11 protein-coding genes and 1 pseudogene are annotated in these 20,710 nt (G+C 66.8%); 6 read left to right on the top strand and 6 right to left on the bottom strand.

Annotation, left to right across the window (positions count from 1 at the left end; genetic code table 11):
* Positions 1–80 precede the first annotated feature (80 nt).
* The gene (locus AB0H21_RS19330; protein WP_358518002.1) at positions 81–944 is read right to left on the bottom strand and encodes a MurR/RpiR family transcriptional regulator; all 864 of its coding nucleotides are present in this window, start codon (positions 942–944) and stop codon (positions 81–83) included.
* A gap of 327 nt (positions 945–1,271) precedes the next feature.
* Here AB0H21_RS19330 and AB0H21_RS19325 point away from each other — a divergent pair, with 327 nt between their 5' ends.
* The 3 genes from AB0H21_RS19325 (at position 1,272) to AB0H21_RS19315 (ending at position 4,246) form a co-directional block, all read left to right on the top strand.
* On the top strand, positions 1,272–2,306 hold the full coding sequence (locus AB0H21_RS19325) for a serine hydrolase domain-containing protein (protein WP_358517999.1): 1,035 nt from the start codon (positions 1,272–1,274) through the stop codon (positions 2,304–2,306).
* 246 nt (positions 2,307–2,552) lie between these two features.
* The gene (locus AB0H21_RS19320) at positions 2,553–3,869 is read left to right on the top strand and encodes an ADP-ribosylglycohydrolase family protein (RefSeq protein ID WP_358517996.1); all 1,317 of its coding nucleotides are present in this window, start codon (positions 2,553–2,555) and stop codon (positions 3,867–3,869) included.
* A gap of 20 nt (positions 3,870–3,889) precedes the next feature.
* On the top strand, positions 3,890–4,246 hold the full coding sequence (locus AB0H21_RS19315; RefSeq protein ID WP_358517993.1) for a nucleotide pyrophosphohydrolase: 357 nt from the start codon (positions 3,890–3,892) through the stop codon (positions 4,244–4,246).
* A 459-nt stretch (positions 4,247–4,705) separates the two neighbouring features.
* Here AB0H21_RS19315 and AB0H21_RS19310 read toward each other — a convergent pair whose 3' ends face one another.
* Positions 4,706–5,740 (bottom strand): cobalamin-dependent protein, encoded by a 1,035-nt coding sequence (locus tag AB0H21_RS19310; RefSeq protein WP_358517991.1) that lies wholly within the window; start codon positions 5,738–5,740, stop codon positions 4,706–4,708.
* Positions 5,740–7,035, bottom strand: coding sequence for a PP2C family protein-serine/threonine phosphatase (locus tag AB0H21_RS19305; RefSeq protein WP_358518054.1), 1,296 nt, complete (start codon positions 7,033–7,035; stop codon positions 5,740–5,742). The genes AB0H21_RS19310 and AB0H21_RS19305 overlap by 1 nt, the downstream gene beginning before the upstream one ends.
* Before the next feature lie 261 nt (positions 7,036–7,296).
* On the opposite strand from AB0H21_RS19305, the pseudogene AB0H21_RS19300 reads away from it, so the two are divergent.
* The 3 genes and pseudogenes from AB0H21_RS19300 to AB0H21_RS19290 all read left to right on the top strand — a co-directional run.
* Positions 7,297–7,488, top strand: a pseudogene (locus tag AB0H21_RS19300) (transposase); the annotation flags it as partial.
* Positions 7,489–7,847: 359 nt separating this feature from the next.
* Positions 7,848–9,215 (top strand): helix-turn-helix transcriptional regulator, encoded by a 1,368-nt coding sequence (locus tag AB0H21_RS19295; RefSeq protein ID WP_358517988.1) that lies wholly within the window; start codon positions 7,848–7,850, stop codon positions 9,213–9,215.
* Positions 9,216–9,326: 111 nt separating this feature from the next.
* Positions 9,327–9,485, top strand: coding sequence for a hypothetical protein (locus AB0H21_RS19290; RefSeq protein ID WP_358517986.1), 159 nt, complete (start codon positions 9,327–9,329; stop codon positions 9,483–9,485).
* A 110-nt stretch (positions 9,486–9,595) separates the two neighbouring features.
* On the opposite strand, the gene AB0H21_RS19285 is transcribed toward AB0H21_RS19290, so the two are convergent.
* From AB0H21_RS19285 to AB0H21_RS19275, 3 genes are all read right to left on the bottom strand, one after another.
* Positions 9,596–12,160 carry a hypothetical protein gene (locus AB0H21_RS19285; RefSeq protein ID WP_358517983.1) on the bottom strand — a complete coding sequence of 855 codons (2,565 nt, stop codon included), beginning with the start codon at positions 12,158–12,160 and terminating at the stop codon, positions 9,596–9,598.
* Positions 12,161–12,709: 549 nt separating this feature from the next.
* Positions 12,710–17,365 (bottom strand): DEAD/DEAH box helicase, encoded by a 4,656-nt coding sequence (locus tag AB0H21_RS19280; protein ID WP_358517980.1) that lies wholly within the window; start codon positions 17,363–17,365, stop codon positions 12,710–12,712.
* A complete protein-coding gene (locus tag AB0H21_RS19275; RefSeq protein ID WP_358517978.1) occupies positions 17,362–20,703 on the bottom strand; it encodes a hypothetical protein in 3,342 nt (1,113 codons plus the stop codon). Before AB0H21_RS19275 ends, AB0H21_RS19280 begins: the two co-directional genes overlap by 4 nt.
* Positions 20,704–20,710 lie beyond the last annotated feature (7 nt).

Genomic DNA, 20,710 nt, shown 5'->3' with positions numbered 1-20,710 from the left:
TGACGCGGAGTTCGGGCGCGGGGTGCCCGCCATGAAACATTCATTTCATCGGGATGTCAATGAATCGCCAAAGAAACATCTCAGTCGAACGTGATGTTCCCGGCCAGCTCGTCCGCCTCCCTGATCCTCGTTTCGGCGCGCTCCCCGAGCTTGGCGAGCACGCCCGCCACGATCGACTCGACGATGGCCGTGGCCGGGACGATCGAGTCGAAGGGGCTCGGACCGTCGACCCTGACCGGCAGGACGAGGTCGGCCACCTCGGCGGCCGGCGAGAGCCACGGGTCGGTGATGAGTAAGATCTTGGCGCCCCTGTCATGCGCGTGGACGGCCAGATCGACCACGTCACGCTGGTACCGGCGGAAGTCGAAGACCACGCAGACATCACGCTTGCCGACGTCCAGCAGGAAGCCCGCGTGGTGCGTGGGCGTCTGCGGATGCACGGTCGTCCCCGGGCGCATCTGGCGCAGATGCAGGTCCAAGTAGGCGGCGAGCAGGTGCGAGTAACGGCCGCCGAAGCAGGTGATGTGCCTGCTGGTGTCGGCGAGCAGGTCGACGGCCTTGTCCAGCTCCTCATCGGGGAGCGACGCGTAGGTCTGCTCGACCGCCTCGGTGAAGACCCGGGCGGAGACGGCGCGAAGGTCGTCCTTGGTGATGCGCTGCGGGATGGTCAGCGGCGAGGCCCTGCGCTCCTGGACCTCGTCACGCAGTGCCTGCTGGAACTCCCTGTAGCCGTCGAACTCCAGGTGGGCGACGAACCTCACGACGGTCGGGGCGCTGACGCCGGCACGTTGCGCCAGCTCGTGGGTGGACCCCAGACCCGCCGACGGATAGTGCGCCAGCAGAGCCCGCGCGACCTTGCGCTCCCCGGCCGACAGCTGTCCCATGCGGCCGCGGATCCGCTCGGCGACGCTGGAACTCGTGGCCGCGCCACCTGCAACACTCATGTGCCCGCTCTCCTCACATCACGCCCGGTGCAAGGTAAAGCTTCACCGACCGGCACGCCGCTTGACGATCCGCCTCCCTCAACGTAGTCGGGCGAGACAATCGTTCACCCGCGCCGGGCGCCCCACCCCATCGCCACATCGCTCCCAGGGCGAGGAAAACGTCACCACCGCGGTGATTCCCGAGGCCGCCCCGCCTGGTACAACGTTTCATAGCCTCGGCGACGCGTCTCCATCATCGCTGTGTGGAACATCGGGGAACCACGTCCTGCCCACGGGTTTCCGCACCCCCACCTCCCCGCCCGACAGCTCCTCCCCCGGAGGTCGTCCGTGATCGCAAAGCTCAAGCGCGTCGTCGTGCTCGCCCTCGTGGCGGCGACGGCGGTGACCGCTTCGGTGCCCGTCCCCGCCCACGCCCAGGCCGGCGTGCAGGATCGGATCAACGCCGCTCTCAGACAGTGGATGTACGCGAACGGGGTCGGCGACGCCGGCCTCGCCGTCATGCGCGACAACGAACTCGTCGGCTCATACGGCTACAACCAGATCTCCGCGGAGACACCAGCCAACGTCGCCTCACTGTCGAAAGCGATCACGGCCGTGTGCCTGATGTCGCTCATCGACAACGGGCGGCTCCGGTTCACCACTCGTCTGTCCTCGCTGCCGCCGAGTTTCCGGAGAGCCACCGGACCGTGGTCGAGCAGAGCGGTCGGCGACATCAGCATCGAGCAGCTTCTCCGTCACACGAGCGGGATCACCTTCGACCCTACTCAGAGCGGGCTCGCCGGGATTCCCAATGCCGGTTCCTCAGACAGGATCCTCATCCGCCGCGCCCTGGCCCGGCCTCTGGCCACGAAGCCCGCGGGCGAGGTCTACAACAACATCAACTACGCGATACTGGGTCTCGTCATCCAAACGATCACCCGGGAGCCCTACGAGAGCTATTGCCGGCGGATGGCTCTGGCACCCCGTGGCGCGAATGGCAGGATCGGCCCGGGCACACGGGCCATGGGGGCGTTCGGCGGCTGGGAGATCTCGGCGGTCGACTACGCGATGTTCGCGCGCGCGTACGACCCTCGCTCCCGGCTCCTGAGCCCGGCCGCGCACAACTTCATCAACGCTTCCGCGAGCGCTGGTAAGCCGACCGCTTCGCTGGGAATGTACGTCGTGCGCACGGCGTCAGGGCGCAACCTGTTCCATCACGGAAATTGGCGTTCGACGGCGACGACCCCGAACGCCTTCAGCGCGTTCTTCGCCATGTGGGACAACGGGATATCAGTGGTCGTCACCTACGACCGAAACCTGACGGACGCCGCGCGCAACGCGCTCGACAACACGCTGCGAAATGCAGCCTACAGCCGGGCCTGAACCCCGGCCGTAGATCCCGACCGCAGCCGCGGGCCCTGCGGCGAGAAACCCTCCTCTCGGATAGAAATCCGGGGGGTGCGGTCGTCGTCGCACAAGCGCTTACCTTACGGCTTCAGGGCTCCGTGAGCGCCCCTCACGCTCAGCGGACGACGACCGGCACAGACCCACCGGGCGAGCGACACTCCGTACGGGCACGAGCGCAGGCCCGCCACGGGAGCTCCCAACGCCGAGTCCTCGCGCCTGGTCGTGATCTGGTTCCAGGACTACAGCGACACGCTCATCCACCCCGAAGCCACCGCCGAACCGCGCCGCCTCCCTTGGGACGGTCTGGCCAGGGATTTCGGCTTCGACGGGCCCCTCCAAGAGGCAGAACGGTGCTACGCAAAAGCCCGTGAATCAGCAGAGATCGAGCGCGACGTGACGGCTGCTGCCGGTACGGTCAGGGTCATCCGTGCGAAGGAGATCACCATCATGCGCGAGGCCGGGTACAGCGATGTGACGTTCAGGAGCAGGGTACGCGGCTGCCTTCTCGGCGGGGCGATCGGTGACGCGCTCGGGGCGCCCATCGAGTTCGACTCCATCGCCGCCATCCGTCACCGGCACGGGGATGCGGGGCTGAGCGACCTCGCTCCCGACTGGCGCGGCGAGATCGGCCTGATCACCGACGACACCCAGATGACACTGTTCACCGCCGAGGGCCTGATCCGCGCGGGTGTCCGTGCACGGGAACGAGGCTTCTGCGCCGAGGTGGAAGTCGTACGCAACGCGTACCTTCGCTGGCTCGACACCCAGCAGCACACGTCCCCGCCGCCTGAGGACGGGCTCGTCCGCAGCGGCTGGCTGCGCGGGCAGACCTGGCTCTACGACCGCCGTGCGCCGGGCAACGCCTGCCTGTCCGGCCTGCGCCACGAGCCCGGCCCTCCGGCCGTGGCGGGCGCGGCCGGCACGGTCAACCCCGATTCCAAGGGGTGCGGCACGGTCATGCGCTCGGCCCCGTTCGGCCTGGCGTGCCGCGAACCACGCGACGCCTTCCGTCTGGCGGCGGCCTGCGCCCAGATCACCCACGGCCATCCGACCGGCTACCTCGCCGCTGGGGCCTTCGCGGCGCTCGTGTTCTTCCTCGTTCAGGGCCACACGCCGGCGGACGCCGTCCAGGAGGCCCTTTCCCTGCTTTCCGAGCACTCCGGTCACGAAGAGACCACCGCCGCGATCCAGGCCGCGGTCGCCCTGGCCTCGGAGAATGACCCGACGCCCGAGGCGGTGGAAACGCTCGGCGGTGCCTGGGTCGCCGAGGAGGCGCTCGCGATCGCCGTCTACTGCGCCCTGGTCCACGTACACGATGTCGAGCGCGCGCTGCTGCTGGCCGTCAATCACTCCGGCGACAGCGACTCGACCGGTGCCATCTGCGGCAACATCCTCGGAGCCAGGCACGGCGAGACGGCCCTCCCTCGGCGCTGGCTCTCGCGACTGGAAGGCCGCGACACCATCACCGAACTCGCCGACGATTTCACCACCTGGTTCTCGGGCGACCACCTCCCCCGGGGCAAGTACCCCGGTTCCTGACGACTGGGTAGTTTGCTGCCATGAGCGAGCTCGACGAACTGGCCGAACGGCTGCGGCGCTTCGCCCAGGCCCGGGACTGGGAGCAGTTCCATACGCCGAAGAACCTGGCGATGGCGCTGGCCGGGGAGGTCGGGGAACTGCTCGCCGAGTTCCAGTGGCTGACGCCCGCGGAATCCTCCGCGGTCATGGAGGATCCTGAGGCGTCCGCGCGCGTCCGCTCGGAAGTCGGCGACGTAATGATCTTCCTGCTCCGCCTGTCCGACACCCTCCAGATCGACCTCGTCCAAGCAGCACACACGAAACTGGACGAGAGCGAGAAACGCTACACAGTCGAACACTACCGAGGCTCAGCCCGAAAGGCCCCACCACTGCCCTGAGCCCCCATTCCGGGAGCGCCGTTGTGAGGTCACCGGAGTACTGCGCGAAACCGTTGGCGTAGTTCGTCCACGAGATGTGCGTCGGATTCTCGAACGAGTCGTCAAGCATGAGCGCCAAGAGGTCACAGTCGGTGCGCCGCTCGGCCTGGCGCCAGTGGACGAAGAACCTGAGCAACTCGCCGTCCACCCGCGAAAGCGAGCCGCGAGGCAGCATCCCCGGTCCGGGCGAGACGGCCTTGCCCGACTGCGGCAAGGCGACGTCCAGCACATCGGGATCCACGATCAACTCCCCGGGATCGGGGAGGCGACGCGAGATCTCTTCGTCCAGGAGGGCGAGTGCCCGCGACAGGACCTCCTCCTCAAGCGGCAAGCGCGAGTCGGGCGCGGCCCACGCCCTGCCGTACCGGTTGGCGAAGACGCCGGCCGGTGGTGGATCCGCAATCCGACACCCGCTGACTTTCAGCCGGAGCAGGCGGCGGCCTGCGCCGCCTGGATTCCCTCCGTCAGTGACCGGCAGGCGCGGGGCAGGTCGCGCAGCCGGTCGTGCAGGATCCGCAGCCCGGTCACGACGGCCTCGGCCGGCACCCCGCGCGCCCGCAACACGGCACAGGTCCAGGCGATGAACTCACCGAACACCGCCGCGTCGTCCACGTAGAGCGCGGCGCAGAGGAAGTCGGCGATGTGGCCCAGGTCCTCGGCGGTGCGCTCCATCTGCCGGGCATCGTAGGACGCCATCGGCGGGTAGGTGCGGGTGAGGGCGTCCAGCACGCCGGCCAGCAACTCGGGGCGGCGCTGGAGCAGCTGGGTGTACTCCTCGTCGGTCACGTGGGCCGGGGCGTCCGGAGAGACGGGGAACAACGGCAGGGGGCCGGCCTCGAGGTTGTCGGCGGCCGCGTCCGCGGTGGGCGCCCACACGTCGGCGCCCAGCAGCCGGGCGTAACGCCCGTCGAGCCCGAAGCCGGCCCCGCCGGCCAGTACGGGCATCCCGGCGGACCGGCAGGCGGTGAGGACGGAGTGCGCGCGGGGCAGGCGTGTAGGCAGAGTGCAGCTCAGGGCGACCAGGTCGGGACCGGTCTGGTGCAGGTAGGTCATCAGATGCGGCCCGGGCACGCTGGCGCCGAGGAAGTCCACCTGCCACCCGCGCAGGCGCAGTACCTCGACCAGGAGCCGGGCGGGCAGCGCGTGGTACTCCCCGTAGGCGCAGGCCACCGTGACCCGGCCTCGGGTGGGCCGGGGGCACGCTCGGGCGGCGACGGCGGCGACGGTCGCCTCACTGACGGCAGTGGCGGCGTGCTCCCGGGCGACAGACCACTGGTTGGCCGCCCATAGGTCGCCGACCCGGTGCTGGGCAGGGGCGATCAGCCGCAGCAGCAGGTCCTCGGCGGGGACACCGTCGTCCAAAAGGCCGAAGACCAGGTCCACGGCGCCCTGATCGTCGGCCTCGCCGATCCGTTCCAGGTACAGGTCCAGGGCGACGCCGATCAGGCCGCTCATCAGATCGGATCTTTCCTGCCGGAGGGCGGACTGGACCGGATGGCCAGCAGCGCCCGGTCGTCCTGGTTGCCGCCGGCCAGCCAGTCGGTGCTGAGCTGCTCCAGCCGCTCCACCAGCGCCGAGGCCGGCATCCCCGCGCAGCTGGCAAGGGCGTTCTTCAGCCGGTCCTCGCCGTACATCTCCCGGCCGACGGGGCCGCCGAAGGCCTCGGTGATGCCGTCGCTGTAGAGCAGGCACACCTCACCAGGGGCGAGATCGACGGTGACCGGGCGCACGCCGGTCTCCTCCAGCACACCGAGCAGGCAGCCGGTGGAGGCGACCTCGTCCACGGTGCCGTCCTGGCGCAGGATCAGCGGCGGCAGATGTCCGGCCACCGCCAGGTCGATGCACAAGTGCCCCCGAGCGGCACGGCGCAGCGCACCCAAGACCAGCGTGACGTGGGAGTAGGGCACGGGAGAGTCCAGCAGGGACCGGTTGAGCAGGTCGACCAGTCGTTCCGGGCGACTCTCCAGCAGCAACAGCGCGCGCAGGCAATGGCGCACCCTACCGGCGAACACGGCGGCCTGCGCGCCCTTGCCGCACACATCACCAAGGATCAGCATCGCCGCGCGCTCCGGCCCGCCTCCCGGCTCGGGCAGGTAGGCATCATAGAAGTCGCCGCCGATCTGGCCGGCCTGCTGGGACGCGCGCAGCGATCCAGCCAGCTCCATCCCTTCCAGCTCCGGCAGGGGCCGCGGCAGCAGGTCGGCGGTAAGGATCGCATTGATCGAGCTCTGCTTCTCGTACAGCATGGCTGCGGAGATAGCGGCGCCGGCACGCACGGCGAGGGCGCAGGCCAGCATCTCCGCGTCCGCGTCGAACGCGCGGCCGTCGGCACGGCGGGCGAGCACCAGGGCCCCGGTGCCCATCGCGTTCCCCGGCAGCGCCGCCACCAGCAGACGGTGGGGCGGGCCGAATTCGCCGGGCAGCAGCCACTCAGGCGCGTCTTGGGGGTCCAGCCACCGGATGGACCCCGGCAGGCCCGCCAGCGCCTCCCCAAGACCGGGCACCACGGCGGCGGCCGCGGCCGGGACCTCACCCTCCTCCGGCGCGGCCCGCTCGGCGACGGCACGTAGCCACCTCGCCCTGCGGCGGTCGTCCGGCGACAGCACCACGATGGCGGCATCGGCGAGGAACGACGTGGCGAGTTCCGCCGTGGCATGAGCGCACCGGCGGGTGTTCAGTGAGGCCGACAGCCGGGAGCCGATCTCCAGCAGGAATTGGGTACGGCAACGCTCGGCCTGTGCTTCTACCATCACCAGGCCCTCCGTGTGGCCTCCACCTACGCTACCCGCCGCCCTTTGCCGGCTATTACGGAAATAGAAGCAGTTTGCCGAGACTTGCCCAACCAGCGGTGGTCGCTCTACTCCTCCACCCGCCGTCCCCCACTTGAGAGGGCTCGTGGCTCTCGGTGATCCTTCTTGTTGTCGCCGCAAGAAGATCACATCAGAGAAGCCACGTCGTACGACTGGCCAACCAGGCGCTCACCGAGGTCCGCCGCCGCGCCACCGTGCAGATCCGCCTTTTGGTGGCCGGAAATCCTCGCCTTCATCCGCACCGGCATCGCCAACGCCGGCTCCGAAGGCACCAACCGCGTCATCAAGACCACCGCCCGCAACGCCTACGGCTTCCGCAACCCCGAAAACCAGCGACTACGCACACGCTGCGCCACCACCCGACGCGGACGCGAACACCTCAGCCGCGCCTAAGTTCGAAGAGCTCGCATGCGCCGACCGGCAATTTGTCTTCCGCTCATGCCGACACGTCTGTCACCCCACCTCGCCGCGGTCATGAACGCGCTTGCCCTTCAGAGTTACGCATACTTCATATAGGACGAATATGCCTCATAACCCACTTCATCGGGACTGTGGCATGCGCCAGCGCCCACGGAATGCGGCATGGATCGCACTCCTGATCGGATCGAGGCGAACTTTCAGAACTGGCACTCTGTAATCGCCCCATCATTTAGAGTTACCAACAGGCTGGTATCCCGTCAGGACCCGGAGCAAGAGCCGATCCACTTCGCTGATCGGCTGGCGATTCGGTCACCCCCGGAGGTGAGCAAGGCATGCCCGCACCACGCAAGAGCATCGACCGGTACAAGTCGATGGCCCACTATTTCGGGGCGCTCATCCGCGATCTCCGCGATTCGTACGAACTGCGGGTCGGTGAGCCGCTGACCGTCGCCCAGCTCTCGGCCAAGACGGGCTATTCACCCTCGATGCTGGGGGCCATCGAGCGCGGCCAAAATCTCCCGGAGTCGGGCCTGCGCGTCCAAGCCATCGACGACGCCCTCCATGCGGAAGGGCACCTGAAAATGTTGTGGCCGGTGGTACAACGGCTCGGTCATTGCACCCTCGACGAACTGGCCGCCGCGACAAATCGCACTATCGCCGGTTACCGTGAATACGGCAGCAGCGCACTCCCCCAGGGAGATGATATGGAACGCCGACAGCTCTTCCAGTTGGCCGGCCTCGGCCTGTTCGCGCAAAGCCCCCTGTTCAACGCGGGGGAGCCCGTCCGCCAGATGCTCGAACGAGTCCTGAACACAGCCGACAGTCTCACCGTCGATGACTGGCAACGCACTTGTGCGGATTATCTGCACGCGGTGCTGACTCGTCCCCCCGCGACGGTCCGCGACGACCTCGTGCTGGACCTGGCGGCTCTGCAGCAAGTGATCGCGAGGGTGCCACCGGAACGGGCCGCCGAGTTGCAGCGGGCCGCGGCATGGCTGTCCGCGCTGCACGCCAACGTGCTCACCCGGCTCGGCGAGTGCGGGGCGGCCCGCCGCTGGTGGACCACCGCCCGCAACGCCGCCGACGCATCCGGCGACACGGACTTGAGGGTCTGGGTGCGCGGGACCGAGGCCGTGTTCGCTCTCTACTCACCGCGTGCACCCGAGGCCATCCTGCCCCTGGCACACAGCGCGCGATCTCTTGCCGGTGACCGGGTGACCGCCGGCCACATCAAGGCCGTTTCCGCCGAAGCCCAAGCGCTCGCAGTGCTCGGCAGACGGCAGGAGGCCCGCGATCGGCTGCGTCACCTCCATGAACTGGCCGCTCACGATGTCGTGGGCGAGAAGTACGGCTGGCAGCCATCAGGAGTTTGGTTCACCACTTCCTGGGTGCTCTCCTACGACGGCGCCACGGAGGCCGGACGCGAGGCCCGCGACCGCCTTCTCGCCACCTCTCCCTGCTACCAGAACGGAACCAACGTCCGACTGCACGAAGCCATCGCCATTGGCAAGCAGGGCGGCCACAACGAAGCCCTGCAGCTCGCCACGCAGGTCATCACCCATCTCGACCCCGCCTACCGCTCACAGATGATCTTGCATACCGCTCGCATGACTCTCGATACCGTCCCCATCGAAAAACGCGCCGCCCTCCCTGCGCTCGGCGACTACCGCACCGCCATCAGCGCCTCGGTTCTGGCCTGACCGAATACGAGCAACCAGAAAGGGCAGCCACAACAGAAACGGGGAAGAAGGGCGTGGCCATTTAGAGCGATCCAGTGGCGGGAACGATCACTGAGATGGACAATTCCCTGCATGAAGGCATACGTCGGGGTGACCGATGGCGACTGGTACCGCTTCCTTGCTGCTCGCCCGGCGTTGGCCGAAGTGAACTTCTGGCGGCCCTCCGGGTCCCGCGAGTTCCGGGTTCTCAGCCCTGGCGAGCCCTTCTTCTTCAAAAGTCACCATCCGTAAAGCCAGGCACCATCGGCCGGGTACCAGCTCTGCTACCGGCTTATTCCTTGAGCACCTAGGGCAGCAGGCAGGTGGTCCAGTCGCTTGTTGAGAAAAGCTGACCAACAGCCTTATCCGGGCTCACTCCTAGACAGTGTGTTTACGATGCGTTTCAGTGCCCCCAAATGGGGAGACATGGCGTCGAGTGCCTCGCTGGCCTCCGCCATGGACCGATAACGATCAGTCCGGTTGGTCGTCTTGCTGGCGGCCTGAGCCTCTTCGAAGCGTCGAACTTGCTGAACCAGTGGTGGAACGTGTCGATGCAGGTCCACCATCACGGGGTGTGCCTCGGATACGGAGCGCAGGGCAGCAAGAGCAGCCTGCTCGATAGGTGAGGTGTCCGTTGACATGCGCGTTTCCTGCACCGCTATCTTGATCAGCAAATCGCCACGGTCCAGGTAACACGTCACCGACGGCGCAAGTTCTGCGAGGAACTCAGCGAGGGGCCCGGCGCTCGTCTCGAAGCCTTCCTGCAGACCGTGGACGAGGACTAGCGCTCCGTCTTCAGCATTCCCCAGGTCGATAGCAGTGGCAGGTCTGGACCATTTCGCCGTCGTGTCCACCAGCATTGTTATAGCTGCAGCTTGGCTGGGACCGAGGAGTATGGTGTCCGCATCGAATCCGTCCTCGATATTGAGGGACATCAAGTTCTTGTCAGCACTCGTAGCCACTACGGCGAAGAGGTCAAGCGGCTTGTCCAGGACGGAGTGATCGGAAAATTGAACGAAGCTCAAGAGCGGTGCAGGATCGCGCACTTCTACCTCTGGATCCAGGGTCTCCAGCCACGCTACAAACGAGGCTACATGAGATGCGGTCACAGAAAGTGAACCATCACGAGATCGCAATATGCACCGTTCGTAGAAACGTTGAAGACTCCTCTGATCCGCTTCAGTGATAGTACCAATAAGGTGACTTGTGGCCTTTGCCCACTGCTGGAAGGCCTTCACTTGGTCAGCGACTAGCATGGTAAGACCGAGGTGGCCTTGAAGGATGCAGCGCTGAAGGTTGCGCTCCGCCACCTCGGACGAGTTGGCTATCTGCCTGCCCACATAATATGCGATCAACTTCTTTTCATCATCACTGAGTTCACCGGGATACTTATGATAGGCGTGCAAGAGACTCGCCACTGCGGCCGCAGATCTTGTTTTCGCCCCGGTCTTACTTGCTGGATAGTAGTCACACTCAAGAGTGAATTTGTGACCACGGGAATCAAATAAAAGGTCGACAGCATGGTAGCGGTCATGTTCGAGGCCGGATTCATATATGACCGCGTCGATCTCGATGTTGTATGGTGCGCTCATACTAACGAGCTTTGTATAGCCGTCGTGGATGGGCGCAAAGCTACCAAGCTGGTCGTGTAACTCCTTTGGACGTCTCTCTATAAGCCCAACGTGCCTGTAGCGCCACGCCACAGCCAATACCGCCTGAGCTACATCGGCCTTGGAGATATCGGGATTAGTGACCTGCCCTCTACTCAGAAGAACAGCACCGCCGATGGCGAGTTTGCCGAACAGCTTTTCGCAGAAGTATCTGTCAGGCGTCCCCATTCGTGCTTCATCTTCGTTGGGGCGAAGATTCGTGGCTGCAAGCCTCAGGACATACTCATGGGTACAGAGCGCGTCCATGACGAAGGATCCGTAGTGTGCTAACAGTCCATTATCTCGCTGCTGCGCATCGGAAACCAAGGACCTGTTCTCGTGTGTCCAGGAACTGTGCGTCATTGCCTGACACAGCCATGGTTCACTCTCCGATGGGAGTTCAAAGACACGTCGCAGGTCACAAAGCACCTGCCAGTGCTGAGCCGGAGGGTTCCGATACACAGTCGGGGACAGCGCTGGTGCAGCCGACACCCTGGATGTCTCCCGCGCGACGACCGCAGGAAGATGTCTGCGCAGAAATTGCTCCGCAGCGCTTCTTGCCGCTTCCTTCTTCCCGCGGCCACCGCCTTCGGCACCTCGACCACGTCTATCCTGGATGAAGGCTCTGAATGTCTTGCTGTGATCTGGCCCTTCCTCGACGAATCGCCAGCTGAGTCCTTCATTACGAGCCTGCTGTTCCAGGAGCGTTCGCCAGTCGCGCTGTTCGGATTGAGTAGATACTAACTTCCTGTAGCTGGATCGGCAAAGGCGCTGGATAGCATCTAGCCCGCCCATCAGAGCAACAAGACCAAGAATTTGGCGAATCGCAATTGATCTTGATCTGCTGGACTGGCTCTCACTGACACCGGACTCGCCCTTGCCAAGGAGCACTGCTCCCAACGGGAGAAGAATGCTGTCGATAACCTTGTTCACTTCCTGTTTGAGGCTGTTGAGCGCAGCGCTCTGCTCGCCCCGTGTTTTCGGCTCCCGGTCGGCCACGTAGCTATCAAGCACAGCAAGGGCGACCCAGCGTTTTCCCACCTCTTCAAATGACTTCAGAAGCTTGGCATTTACAGCTATAGAGAGTGAACGTTGATTCTCGTAGATGAAGCTGCCATGCATGCAGGCAATTCGGAGCCACCGTAATCGGACCGTGTCGGCGCGCGGATCCCAGCCGAGCTCGACCAAGAATTCGATAAGGCTCTCACTTAACGGGATGGCATCGGCCCACTCACCCGGATCACCCAACCGAGGGCGATCGGAATTGTCGATTACCACGAGTTCTCGCGCAGGCGGAGGCACCTGTCGCCATGAGACGCCGGGACTGGGTAGCTCTGTGTGCGCCCTGGTCACCACGCGAACAGGACGTCCCATCGGTTTAGCCGCTTTGGGTCTGATTCTACCCTGAAAAGTAGGTCGCGACCTGTTCGCTGGACTGCTATTCAGATAGTCCGCAACCTCGCGGAGGATCCAGTTGGGGATGTCCCCCTGCCCGGCTCCTTGACGGTTCACGATCTTCGCCAGGCTGAAGTAGTAGGCCGCTCGTCCGATGTTGTCAGCGAGAGCGTAACCTTCGGCCAACTGCTGAAGGGCCTGACAAAATCGCCGCTTGGAAACCTCCACCCGAGGGGAGATCCTGATTCGCTCCAGCCGCTGGATTACTTGACGGAATGCTGCCATCTTGTGCAGAGGAGTCGGTACGGGCGGCGAGGCTAGGGCGACGACACCGACCCACCGATTTCCGCCGCTGAATGCCGTCACGGATGCCTCCATAGATATTCACACGAGGAGCTCCGTTGACCACAGCTTCTACGGCAGCCTCCCAGATCAGTGGTGTTGCGCCGCAAGCCCGTCCCCTTCCACAAGTGGGTGCAAGGCGCTGATGGCGGCCGCGCGGCTGAGATCTTCGTGGTACGTCTGGTTTCGGAAGCTTCGTAGGCAGCCGTAGCAGGAGGTTTCTTCGCCGCAGTCGCAGTCGGACACTCTCTTGTAGGCGGCCTGGACGACACCGTCGAGGGAGCGGGCGATGCGCAGGACGCTGCCCGCGCCGCCGGGGACCGCGTCGAACAGGACCAGGCCGATCCGGCCGCCGGGGCGGGAGTACAGGGTGCCGCCGATGTCGTCGCGGCTGAGCTCGAGCCGTTCCGCGGCGCCCTCCAGCATCGCGTACAGCACCGAGCGCCAACTTGCCGTGGTTGCGGCCAGGGGCATGGCTAGATGGTTAAAGGTTAGGTCCAGGATGTCCGTCTCGTAAGGGTGGGCGAGGGACCTGCGACGGAGCGGACCGGTGCAGTCGGTGCCTCGCAGCAGGTGGGTGTGCGACTTGGTGACACGGCTGCTCAACGGCACCCCGGCCCCGCAGTAGTCGCAGATCAGGTAACCGGCTCCCGTGGGTCCTTCGGAGAGGGCGATCAAGCGGCCTCGGGTGCCGGCCCTGCTCCTGATCATCGCGCCGCCCGGTGCGTGCCACATGGCCTCCTCCACCTCCGCGGCCAGCGAGAGGACGTGCGTCGTGCCGTTCCAACTGCGCTTGGGCGGGGTCGTGCTGGTTTTAGTCGGCTTGGACTCGGCGACGAACCCGAACTCGGGGACGTAGTACTGCCGGGGTGCGTTGCGTGCCACGGTGGAGCAAGACGGGCACACCGGGTCGAGCTGGTCGTCTCCCTCCCAGTAGTGCTGGCAGTGCTCGCAGATCAGGTAGTGCTTGCCGACCAGTTCGCGGTCCGGTATCCGGTAGACGCCGCCAGATCGCCACAGCAGCCCGCCGGCCACGACCTCAGAGCCCGGGGCGTACTCGTAGATCGCCGCGGACAGGTCGCGAGTGAGTTCCAGCTTCGCGCCGACCGGCTCGCCGGAGTAGGCGGTGCGCAGTTCCACGGTGTCGACCGGGAATCCGTACTTTGGCAGCACGTTCCGATTGGCCAGGTAACCGAGTAGGTTACGCCTGGTCAGCGTGTTGATGGTCTTGGAGTACCGGGTGACGAGGTGGTCCTTGTGCGCCTCGAACGCCTCACGTCGGCGCTGCGTGAAAATGTCCACGTCGAGAGCGAGTTGCTGTCTGACCTCTTCCAGCAGGTCGCAAAGCTGCTCTACCCACGCGCCGGTGTTGACACCGATCTCCTGTTGCACCTCCGGAGGAAGGACCCGGAGCAGGGACTCCGTGACATCCCGAGGGACCGGCGTCAGGAAGGTCCGCACTCGGGATGCCGGCACGCCTCCGCCACCGTCGAGGAAGAACTCCCCCGCCGTCGCCCAGGTCTCCCCCGTGGTCTCTTTGGCGTGCCGGAAGAAGGCGGCCAGGGCGATCGAATGCGCATGTCGTCGGTCAATGCGCTCGTTCCCGAGCGGCACGTATGGTGCCCGCACCTCCCCCGCGATCATCGAGATCGGGTCCTGGTAGCGGGACAGGTCGTGCGACCGCCGCTGGGCGTAGGTGACCACGAGCGCCGCCGAGTCGGTACGGCGACCCGCACGGCCGGCGCGCTGTACGTAGTTGGCCGTGGTCGGCGGCATGTTGCGTAGGACGACGGACTGCAACTCGCCGACGTCAACGCCCAGTTCGAACGTCGTCGAGCACGAGAGGACGTTGACCTCACCGCGCAGGAACTGCTGCTGGATAGTGGCGGCCTCAATGCTCGTCCACTGGGCAGTGTGTTCCCGGGCGACGAGCGGGACCGGGGTCATCGACCGGTAGACGGACCTGTAGTGGTTGTCGTCCTGCTCGACGGACGGAACGGTGAACGGCTCAAGTGCTCCATGGCAGCCCAGCGTCGGGCAGACCCCGCGGACCGACACCGCGGTAACGCGACGGCACAGGGCGCAGCGGTGCAGCGGACGATCAGCGGTCGCGGGTGCAAGGCGGAGCCAGGTGTGGTCGACCTGGCGCAGCGTGCCGAGCATACGGACGGTGTCGGTCGCCAGCCAGCCATCCCGCTGAGCTGTGATCACCTTCCAGCAGCCTCGAAGAACGTCCTTCGGGTCGGCCGGAGAACCGAGCTTGCCGAGCACCCGCCCGACGTAGTCCAGGCGCCGGTTCATGCCACGAGTGGGAAGCCAGCTCAGGACCTTCTTGGCGGGTTGGGCGCCGTCCTCGCGCAGATAGATGGGGCCGCGTCGGGGGTCGAACGCCTCATCGCGCGGATCCACATCGTCCGGCATGGTGAGCACGCCCTGCTGGCGTACAGTGCGGAGCAGCTCGGCGAGCAAGGCCCAGCTTTCCTGGTCGGACAGCCCGAGCGACCGTAGCGCCGGCGGTATCGCCCAGCCTCGTTCGCGGTCCAGGTCGACGCGCATGAGACCGAGCCCCTCCAAGGACTGCCGGTCGTCCATGGCGACGAGTTCTTGCATGATCCAAAGTGCCACTTCGCGCTCACGCTGCTGCCTGGACATCCGGCGGGTGAACACGTGGGCGCGGTCCGCCGCTTTGGCCACGTGGAAGGTCAAGTCGGCGACGCTCACAGCTTCGTCGTCGCGGGTGGCGGCCTTGAGCCCTTCGAGGATCAGTCGGCGGTGCTGGACGGTTACGTAGCTGGACTCGAAGTACGGCGCGAAGAACGCGGCCGCCTGGCGGCTGTCGCTGAACGACAGGAGCTTGCGCCCTTCCCCTGGCTGGTCGGCTAGCACATCGTCCCCAGCAGGTGGCAACGCCTGGTAGAGGGCACTGGCGAGAACGGCGACCGCCGCGTCGTTGCCGCTCTCGAACTGCCGCACCATCCCCTGGCCACGCGCGCCACAGGCGACGCAGCCGGACGGGGAGTCCTGCCGGCTGTTCAGCCTGCGGACCGGCCACAGTGCCGTGGCCGTGCATCCGCCGCGCCCGCAAACCATCCGCGGCGATTGGTGCAGACCTCCGCAGGAGGCGCAGAGGAAGGCTTCATCACCGGTGACGTTCGGCACGTCCTCGAGTTCATCGTCCTCGTCCGTCAGGACCGGAGCGTCGCCGAGGAGCAGCCAGACCCGCTGGTCGTCGCGCTTGATCCTTGGAGCGAAGACGTACTCGCCCTCTTCAACTCGCACGGCTCCCAGCAGGTGAACGGCGCCGCATCTCTTGCAGGCCCCGAACTCGAACACGGCGCCGCGACAGGTCTCGCAGACCTCGTGACGTCCCAGGGACACGTGTGGACCCGCGTCCGTCAGGCACGTGAAAGCGCCTTCGGTCGCCCGGGCGAACAGGTGGTAGCGAGCCGAGAGCACGGGTGAGCCGGCCTTGTCTGTGACCTTGCTGCCGACGGCGACCAGCGCCGCGAGTGCCTCTTCCGGCCGCTCGTGCGGGTCGAAGAGCAGCCTGGCCAAGTTCGCCAGCTGGTCCGGTCCGGCCGCGAGTCGCCTGCGCAGTTCGGCCATGCCCTGCTCATGAGCCAGGGCCGCCCCCGGGTCGTCGGCGGCGAACCCGCGCTCCTTGGCCAGCATCAGGATCTCGGCTCCGGGGTCGTCAAGCTGTGCCAGCGCGCGGTAGGCGTCGGCGGACAGCGGCCCCCAGAACGGACCCTGCGGCATCGCGACGCGGGTCGCGCGGACGAGATCCTGCCGCGAGTCGTCCCCAGGCACCCACTCGAACGGCACGTCGAAGAGTTTGGAGGCGAACTCCGTTACAGCCGCCGGGTCGTCGCCCACCGTGGCGCTGGTGGCGATGCACTGCAGCGGCTGGCCTGGCGCGACCCGGTCATGCAGGCGGCGCAGCAGCATGGCGAGCTCGGCCGCCTTCGCCCCGTCGTACACGTGCGCCTCGTCGAGGGCGACGAACCGCCAGCTCTGCTGCTCGAACAGGTGCAGGTCGTCCGGGCGGAGCAGCAGGTACTCGAGCATCGCGTAGTTGGTGAGCAGGAGGTGCGGCGGGTTATTCCGCATCTCCTCGCGGCTGAGCAGTTCGTTGGACAGGCGCGGCTCGCCTGGGTTGAGCGCCTCGAAGTTCTCGGCGCCCTCTCGCGCGGTCGTCGGCGTGTCTCCGGTGTACCGGCCGAAGGTGATCTGCGGCACGTGGGAAAGCATCTGGCGCAGGCGCTTGAGCTGGTCGTTGGCCAGCGCGTTCATCGGGTACAGCAGCAGTGCCCGCACCCCGGGCCCCAGTGCCCCGCGGGCATGCTCGGCGGCCAACGACCCGAGGATCGGCAGCAGGAAGCTCTCCGTCTTGCCGGAACCGGTACCGGTCGCCACGACGAGGTTGCGTCCGCTCGTCGCCTTACGAAGTGCGTTCTCCTGGTGCTTGTACAGCGGCCGGTCCACCGGCAGAGCCGGACCGGCGAGCATGCGGAACTCCCGGCCCAGCACGCCCTCGTCGATCAGGGAGCCCAAGGTGGCACCCGTCTGGTACGGAGGGGTGGCCTCCAGCAGCGGCCCCTTGGTCAGCATGGGGCTGCGCGTGATCTCCTCGGCCAGCGCGGCGGAGATGCGGGGTTCGCGTACGGGGAGCAGCGAGCGCAGATACCGCCGATAGGTCTCGATGATCAGGGTGCTGGTGGCGAGCGCGTCTAGGGTGGTGCTCACATGTCCTCCGGGTCCTGTGCGGCCATGAGCAGCTCAGCCAGCACGAGGTCGATGGTGACGAGATCGGGAGCGGCGGAGGCGAGACGGGCCCACTCAGCCCGCAGCACCTGTTCCGCTGATCGGCACGCCTCGTCGCCGTGTGCCGCGAGCCGGGCGATGCACGCCAGAGCGATCGAGGCGGCCGGTAGCGCATACCATCCGCCGAGGCCGTCGGGGTTCTCCCGTCGGCGGATCTGCCCGGCCAGTTCGGGACGGGAACTCTTGGCGACGAGTTGGTGAGCCATCTTGACCATTTGGGAGGCCATCCGTCCCACCGACGCCACCGCAGCCGTGTCCCGGGCGTCGAAAAGCCTGCGGGCCGCCACCAGCCGCGTGTCAGGATCCAGCAGAGCCTTCGGGATGATGTTCGCAGCCCGCCATATGCCTTCCAGCTGTTCGGGACTCATCAGCTTCATACGCTTCACCTCGGGTCCGAATCGCCCGACCGCGGCGTCCGGATCGACCCCATCCCGCCAGATCAGCGTCAAGTCCTCACCACACTGGCGTTCCGCCGCAGCCAGGCAGTCGGGATCTCGCAGTCCGGCCAGCAGGAGGGCCGCAGGCGGCAGGACAGGCCAGGCTCGAAGGGCCGTCGCGGTGTTCTCCTCTCGTGGTTCGGCCGTGGCCGCGAGGCCGGACGTAATGACAAGCGAGATCATCCGGTCGGAGGGCAGCCCAAGACCGATCAGCCGGGTCAGGGCCTCGGCCGGCCGGCCGCGCAGCGCCCGGCAGCACTGCTCGACCAATCTCCGCACGTCCATGGCCACCCCGAGATGGCCCGCCAGCTCGACGATCCACCAGAGACGGCCAAGATCGGTGGCCTTCTCCGGGAAGGGGCCCGCGTCCGCGAGGAATCGGGACAGCGCCGTCTCTTCGGGATCGTCCGAGACCAGATGCCCCTCGGCCGACGCCACCAGGAAGCGGTCAGGCCAGCGCGGCCATTCGGTGAAGGTCCATGGGTCCTCGATCTGCAGGGTGACGAGGAGCGGCCCCGCGTTCTGCAGGTCCCGTGGCAAGACGGCCGCCCCTTGTTGTACAGGTACGATGGCGGGCTCCCGCCATGGCGCCCGGAGCGCGTAGACCGCGGCGGCCAAGCCCTCGACGTCGGCCGCCTCGCGCAGGACGATGCGGTCGCCCTCATGCACCACCCCCGACGCGAGCTGACGGGGCCGCACAAAGGCCAGCGGCGCGTACGTCTCCCCCGCGCCGAAGCCCAGATCGGCGTACTTGTGCTCCTCGACGGTCCCACCCATCCTGGCCAGCTCGTAGCGGGCGACGCCGTCCCGCGCCTGACCGCTGGGCTCCACCTCCTGCAGCACGTGACCACCTACGACCACCTGCACAGCGGGCAGCGATCCGGCTCCCGGCACGCGGACGAGCAGGGTTCCCGGGTCATCGGCGAAGGACTCGGTGGCCATCCGTAGTGGCCCGGCCAACCATGCGGTCGACTGCTTCGTGCGCTGGCGCAGTACCTGGACGTGCGGAGGAGTGACGATCAGCGGCTCCGACTCGCCGTCCACGCGAAACTCGGTGATCTGCGAGAGCTCCCCGGGGACGAAAGACAACCGCCCGGGACTAACCTGGCCGCCCGCCACGGTCTTGAGCTCCGCACGGGCCGGAGCGAGCCCAGGCGCGGTGAAGAGGCGGTACCGGGGGCTGTAGCTCACGTCCAGGCCCTCCGCCACGAACACCGTGCGGGCCGCGCCGCGGCCCAGTGGGCCCCGGACGATGATGTCGAAGGCGCCGAGCACGGGTTTCGGCAGGTCAGACCAAAGATCCTTGACGGTCGTGGGCACGCTGACCGTGAGCGTACGGGACCCGACGGTCTCGCCGGTGGCGCTGCGGCGCAGGTCTATCACCCAGGTGGTCTCCGCGCTCGCCTGCCCGGGCAGCCATACGTCCGGAAGCCGGGCCAAGACGCTGGATCCGTACGGCGTCGTGACGCCGGGCACGGGATCACCCGTGATGATCCGGGGCCGGGCGTACCCGCGTACGGGCCGCTCGCTGTCCGGCACGCCACTCAGACCGAGCGAGCGGGCATGTTCCAGGGAGACCTGTTCCAGCCGCCAGCCGTTCCAGCCGAGCGGCAAATCCCCTTCGACGATCGTCCGCAGCTCCCCGTCAGCACGCAACTGGTGTTGCTCGGGGTACACCACCCACACCGCGTCCGGCGGAAGCGGCAGGTTGTCCGCCAGCCGCCGGCCGTCCTCGGCGAAGACCAGCATCGGCGCCTTGGGGTCCACGACGGACCGCTCGACCTGGTGATGCCAACCCGCGAGCGACACCGCGACGCTCAGCACCGGCCTGGGCAACGGGTACGTCGTGGACGGTGCCGCCTCGGCGAGGCCGACCCACTGTGCCCGGCTGCGGACGGTCACGGTCAAACCGTCCGCTGTCAGGTTCCATACCGCGACCCCGTCCGGCGTGTCGCCCACTGCGGGGAGGACGACCTCGACCCCGCGGCCGTACGGGTCGAGGGCGATGCGCGGCTGCTCCCATCGGCGGTGCCCTGGAACACGTGACCGCGAGCGCGCCGTGAGATCCAGCCTGCCCTGGGCGGACAGATCGAGTGCCCGCATCAGCACGCGTTCGGGAAGGCCGACGGCTTCAAGCTCAGGGGTGGGCCGGTCCAGTCGGTCCAGCAGGTCGAAGCTCCGCTCAACGAAGTCCAACGCGTACTCGGTGCCGTGCTGCAGGAACCGTCGGACCGGCACATCGAGGACGTCGATGCGGTTTTCGCGCCCGGCGGCCGTGGCCCAGGCGAGAAAGCCTTCGGCGTCCAGGCCCGGGTCCTGAGTGCGGCGCTGGAGCAGCAGCCGGAAGTAGTCCTCGAGGCAGAAGGTCGGAATGCCGGTGTGCATGAGGATCGGACCGAGGTACGGCATCGGCATGCCGGGGAACGCCGGCATGCCAAGTTCATCGACCGCTACAGCGAAACCCTTGCCCCAGATCGTCTGCTCCTCAGGAAGGCCGTCGTACCTGACCTTCTCCCAGAGCGTCGGCCAGAAGGTGCCGTGCTGGTAGCCGCGGGCGGCGACGCCTGTCATGGCGACGGCGAAGCAGGCCGGCCACCGCATGAAGAGTTCGTCGGGTCGGCGCCTGCTAGTGACCCACTTCTTGTACGTGGGGCCGAGCACACTGGCCACCTGCTGGCTGTGTGCGTCCTTGATATCCGCCTCGGCCACCAGAGAGCATCCACGCAGGCGCTTCGCCCAGGCCCGTTCCCGCATGTCCAGCAACTCGGCCGGGCTCACTTTCCTGGCGGGCGTTCCGCCGGCCGTACCTGCCATTTCACTCACCGCGCTT

The organism is Sphaerisporangium sp. NPDC051011 (genome assembly GCF_040653595.1).
GTDB lineage: Bacteria > Actinomycetota > Actinomycetes > Streptosporangiales > Streptosporangiaceae > Sphaerisporangium.
This window is presented reverse-complemented; position numbering and strand designations above follow the sequence as displayed.